Annotated in this window: 1 protein-coding gene; it reads right to left on the bottom strand. The window is 47.5% G+C overall.

What is annotated here, in order from left to right:
- Nucleotides 1–14: 14 nt before the first annotated feature.
- The coding region (locus ACY2RT_RS15665; RefSeq protein ID WP_490156836.1) for a M48 family metalloprotease at nucleotides 15–236 on the bottom strand (222 nt) is incomplete at its 5' end.

The raw sequence follows: 236 nt of genomic DNA, 5'->3' as shown, positions 1-236 counted from the left end.
CCCAGATCGTCACTTTACAATTCATCACCCCGGCAATTGCCTAACAATACATTTTGCCCGAGGCCCGAAACCAACCCACCGGCATCGGCACCAACTGAAGCTCTCTGAGCAAGAGTTTGCCAAAAATCGCTATTTGCTATTCTTTCGGCTGAATGGCGACCCAGGACATGTCCGATCTCAGGACCCAATACATCAGCTAACTGATCTTCATTTTCCAATTTTGAAAGAAGGGCATA

The organism is Ulvibacter sp. 2210JD10-4 (assembly GCF_058148525.1).
Note: the sequence above shows the minus strand (reverse complement) of the source record. Positions and strands in the feature narration are given on the sequence as shown.